At 52.3% G+C, this 5,234-nt stretch carries 2 tRNA genes and 3 rRNA genes; all 5 read right to left on the reverse strand.

The features are described 5' to 3' along the window. Window positions 1-12 precede the first annotated feature (12 nt). Window positions 13-128, reverse strand: a 5S ribosomal RNA gene (rrf, locus tag DXK50_RS24630). Window positions 129-265: 137 nt separating this feature from the next. Next, window positions 266-3,158, reverse strand: a 23S ribosomal RNA gene (locus DXK50_RS24635). A gap of 246 nt (window positions 3,159-3,404) precedes the next feature. Further along, window positions 3,405-3,480, reverse strand: a tRNA-Ala gene (locus DXK50_RS24640). Window positions 3,481-3,500: 20 nt separating this feature from the next. Continuing rightward, a tRNA-Ile gene (locus DXK50_RS24645) sits at window positions 3,501-3,577 on the reverse strand. Between the two features lie 88 nt (window positions 3,578-3,665). Next, a 16S ribosomal RNA gene (locus tag DXK50_RS24650) occupies window positions 3,666-5,202 on the reverse strand. The 16S, 23S and 5S rRNA genes sit together here with 2 tRNA genes alongside, the layout of an rRNA operon. Window positions 5,203-5,234 lie beyond the last annotated feature (32 nt).

Consider the following 5,234-nt stretch of genomic DNA (forward strand, 5'->3'; position numbering starts at 1 on the left):
TTTCGTATAGGAGCTTGACGATGACCTACTCTCACATGGTGAAGCACCACACTACCATCGGCGATGCGTCGTTTCACTACTGAGTTCGGGATGGGATCAGGTGGTTCCAACGCTCTATGGTCGTCAAGCAATTCGGTTGGGATGTCGCGGTTAGGCGCTATCCCTTGGATACGTGATAGAGGCTTGTAGCTCTCGCAAATTTTCGGCTTTCTGTCGACTTCACCATCGACACCCTCTACCTGAGGGCAGATTGTTTGGGTGTTATATGGTCAAGCCTCACGGGCAATTAGTATGGGTTAGCTCAACGCCTCACAGCGCTTACACACCCCACCTATCAACGTCGTAGTCTTCGACGGCCCTTTAGGGAGCTCAAGGCTCCAGTGAGATCTCATCTTGAGGCAAGTTTCCCGCTTAGATGCTTTCAGCGGTTATCTTTTCCGAACATAGCTACCCGGCAATGCCACTGGCGTGACAACCGGAACACCAGAGGTTCGTCCAACCCGGTCCTCTCGTACTAAGGTCAGCCCCTCTCAAATCTCAAACGTCCACGGCAGATAGGGACCGAACTGTCTCACGACGTTCTAAACCCAGCTCGCGTACCACTTTAAATGGCGAACAGCCATACCCTTGGGACCGGCTTCAGCCCCAGGATGTGATGAGCCGACATCGAGGTGCCAAACACCGCCGTCGATATGAACTCTTGGGCGGTATCAGCCTGTTATCCCCGGAGTACCTTTTATCCGTTGAGCGATGGCCCTTCCATACAGAACCACCGGATCACTAAGACCTACTTTCGTACCTGCTCGACGTGTCTGTCTCGCAGTCAAGCGCGCTTTTGCCTTTATACTCTACGACCGATTTCCGACCGGTCTGAGCGCACCTTCGTACTCCTCCGTTACTCTTTGGGAGGAGACCGCCCCAGTCAAACTACCCACCATACACTGTCCTCGATCCGGATGACGGACCAGAGTTAGAACCTCAAGGTTGCCAGGGTGGTATTTCAAGGATGGCTCCATGAGAACTGGCGTCCCCACTTCAAAGCCTCCCACCTATCCTACACAAGCAAGCTCAAAGTCCAGTGCAAAGCTATAGTAAAGGTTCACGGGGTCTTTCCGTCTAGCCGCGGATACACTGCATCTTCACAGCGATTTCAATTTCACTGAGTCTCGGGTGGAGACAGCGCCGCCATCGTTACGCCATTCGTGCAGGTCGGAACTTACCCGACAAGGAATTTCGCTACCTTAGGACCGTTATAGTTACGGCCGCCGTTTACCGGGGCTTCGATCAAGAGCTTCGCTTGCGCTAACCCCATCAATTAACCTTCCGGCACCGGGCAGGCGTCACACCCTATACGTCCACTTTCGTGTTTGCAGAGTGCTGTGTTTTTAATAAACAGTCGCAGCGGCCTGGTATCTTCGACCGGCATGGGCTTACGCAGTAAATGCTTCACCCTCACCGGCGCACCTTCTCCCGAAGTTACGGTGCCATTTTGCCTAGTTCCTTCACCCGAGTTCTCTCAAGCGCCTTGGTATTCTCTACCTAACCACCTGTGTCGGTTTGGGGTACGGTTCCTAGTTACCTGAAGCTTAGAAGCTTTTCCTGGAAGCATGGCATCAACCACTTCGCATTCTAAAAGAACGCTCGTCATCAGCTCTCGGCCTTGATTTCCCGGATTTACCTAAGAAACCAGCCTACCACCTTAAACACGGACAACCAACGCCGTGCTGGCCTAGCCTTCTCCGTCCCTCCATCGCAGTAACTAGAAGTACGGGAATATTAACCCGTTTCCCATCGACTACGCATTTCTGCCTCGCCTTAGGGGCCGACTAACCCTGCGTCGATTAACGTTGCGCAGGAAACCTTGGTCTTTCGGCGTGCGAGTTTTTCACTCGCATTGTCGTTACTCATGTCAGCATTCGCACTTCTGATACCTCCAGCAAGCTTCTCAACTCACCTTCACAGGCTTACAGAACGCTCCTCTACCGCTCATCCAAAGGATGAACCCGTAGCTTCGGTGTATGGTTTGAGCCCCGTTACATCTTCCGCGCAGGCCGACTCGACTAGTGAGCTATTACGCTTTCTTTAAAGGATGGCTGCTTCTAAGCCAACCTCCTAGCTGTCTAAGCCTTCCCACATCGTTTCCCACTTAACCATAACTTTGGGACCTTAGCTGACGGTCTGGGTTGTTTCCCTTTTCACGACGGACGTTAGCACCCGCCGTGTGTCTCCCGTGCTGACACTTGCTGGTATTCGGAGTTTGCATCGGTTTGGTAAGTCGGGATGACCCCCTAGCCGAAACAGTGCTCTACCCCCAGCAGTGATACACGAGGCGCTACCTAAATAGCTTTCGAGGAGAACCAGCTATCTCCGAGCTTGATTAGCCTTTCACTCCGATCCACAGGTCATCCGCTAACTTTTCAACGGTAGTCGGTTCGGTCCTCCAGTCAGTGTTACCTAACCTTCAACCTGCCCATGGATAGATCGCCCGGTTTCGGGTCTATACCCAGCGACTAAAGCGCCCTATTAAGACTCGCTTTCGCTACGCCTCCCCTATTCGGTTAAGCTCGCCACTGAATATAAGTCGCTGACCCATTATACAAAAGGTACGCAGTCACCCAACAAAGTAGGCTCCCACTGCTTGTACGCATACGGTTTCAGGTTCTATTTCACTCCCCTCTCCGGGGTTCTTTTCGCCTTTCCCTCACGGTACTGGTTCACTATCGGTCAGTCAGTAGTATTTAGCCTTGGAGGATGGTCCCCCCATGTTCAGACAAGGTTTCTCGTGCCCCGTCCTACTCGATTTCATTGATAAGAGCGTTTCGTGTACGGGGCTATCACCCACTACGGCGGCACTTTCCAGAGCCTTCCACTACACTCAAATCAACTTAAGGGCTAGTCCCCGTTCGCTCGCCACTACTTAGGGAATCTCGGTTGATTTCTTTTCCTCAGGGTACTTAGATGTTTCAGTTCCCCTGGTTCGCCTCTTGCACCTATGGATTCAGTACAAGATACCTAGGTTATCCTAGGTGGGTTCCCCCATTCAGAGATCTCTGGATCACAGTCTGTTTGCCGACTCCCCAAAGCTTTTCGCAGGCTACCACGTCTTTCATCGCCTCTGACTGCCAAGGCATCCACCGTATGCGCTTCTTCACTTGACCATATAACCCCAAGCAATCTGGTTACTGTCTCAATCGTGAAGACGACATTCGCCGAAAATTTGCGTCTTGAGAACTACAAATTTTGCCTTGATTAACAACGTGCAGTGAAACACGCTGTTAGTCACTTCTATCACATATCCAAATTTTTAAAGAACGATTTTCTTACCGGTCAAAAGACCAGAAATCAGCACTCGACAGGCTCACCCTGAAGCGCTCATTTCTGAACTCTCTACGATCATGCTGTAATGGTGGAGCCAAGCGGGATCGAACCGCTGACCTCCTGCGTGCAAAGCAGGCGCTCTCCCAGCTGAGCTATGGCCCCGTAAGCATCTGCACCTGAATTGGTAGGTCTGGGCAGATTTGAACTGCCGACCTCACCCTTATCAGGGGTGCGCTCTAACCAACTGAGCTACAGACCTATAACAGGGTCGCCGCGTTACAGCATCGTCTTCTACAGTGAATCAAGCAATTCGTGTGGGAGCTTATGAAGAAGCTGATGTCTTCGATTAAGGAGGTGATCCAGCCGCAGGTTCCCCTACGGCTACCTTGTTACGACTTCACCCCAGTCATGAATCACTCCGTGGTAACCGTCCCCCCGAAGGTTAGACTAGCTACTTCTGGAGCAACCCACTCCCATGGTGTGACGGGCGGTGTGTACAAGGCCCGGGAACGTATTCACCGTGACATTCTGATTCACGATTACTAGCGATTCCGACTTCACGCAGTCGAGTTGCAGACTGCGATCCGGACTACGATCGGTTTTATGGGATTAGCTCCACCTCGCGGCTTGGCAACCCTTTGTACCGACCATTGTAGCACGTGTGTAGCCCTGGCCGTAAGGGCCATGATGACTTGACGTCATCCCCACCTTCCTCCGGTTTGTCACCGGCAGTCTCCTTAGAGTGCCCACCATAACGTGCTGGTAACTAAGGACAAGGGTTGCGCTCGTTACGGGACTTAACCCAACATCTCACGACACGAGCTGACGACAGCCATGCAGCACCTGTGTCTGAGTTCCCGAAGGCACCAATCCATCTCTGGAAAGTTCTCAGCATGTCAAGGCCAGGTAAGGTTCTTCGCGTTGCTTCGAATTAAACCACATGCTCCACCGCTTGTGCGGGCCCCCGTCAATTCATTTGAGTTTTAACCTTGCGGCCGTACTCCCCAGGCGGTCAACTTAATGCGTTAGCTGCGCCACTAAGTTCTCAAGGAACCCAACGGCTAGTTGACATCGTTTACGGCGTGGACTACCAGGGTATCTAATCCTGTTTGCTCCCCACGCTTTCGCACCTCAGTGTCAGTATCAGTCCAGGTAGTCGCCTTCGCCACTGGTGTTCCTTCCTATATCTACGCATTTCACCGCTACACAGGAAATTCCACTACCCTCTACCGTACTCTAGCTCGCCAGTTTTGGATGCAGTTCCCAGGTTGAGCCCGGGGCTTTCACATCCAACTTAACGAACCACCTACGCGCGCTTTACGCCCAGTAATTCCGATTAACGCTTGCACCCTTCGTATTACCGCGGCTGCTGGCACGAAGTTAGCCGGTGCTTATTCTGTCGGTAACGTCAAAACGCTTGGATATTAGCCAAACGCCCTTCCTCCCAACTTAAAGTGCTTTACAATCCGAAGACCTTCTTCACACACGCGGCATGGCTGGATCAGGCTTTCGCCCATTGTCCAATATTCCCCACTGCTGCCTCCCGTAGGAGTCTGGACCGTGTCTCAGTTCCAGTGTGACTGATCATCCTCTCAGACCAGTTACGGATCGTCGCCTTGGTGAGCCATTACCTCACCAACTAGCTAATCCGACCTAGGCTCATCTGATAGCGCAAGGCCCGAAGGTCCCCTGCTTTCTCCCGTAGGACGTATGCGGTATTAGCGTTCCTTTCGGAACGTTATCCCCCACTACCAGGCAGATTCCTAGGCATTACTCACCCGTCCGCCGCTAAATCAGGGAGCAAGCTCCCTTCATCCGCTCGACTTGCATGTGTTAGGCCTGCCGCCAGCGTTCAATCTGAGCCATGATCAAACTCTTCAGTTCAATACTGCTTGGGTTTTGAGAAAACCCTAAAC

The organism is Pseudomonas sp. KB-10 (assembly GCF_018221585.1).
In the GTDB taxonomy this organism is placed as follows: domain Bacteria; phylum Pseudomonadota; class Gammaproteobacteria; order Pseudomonadales; family Pseudomonadaceae; genus Aquipseudomonas; species Aquipseudomonas yangonensis.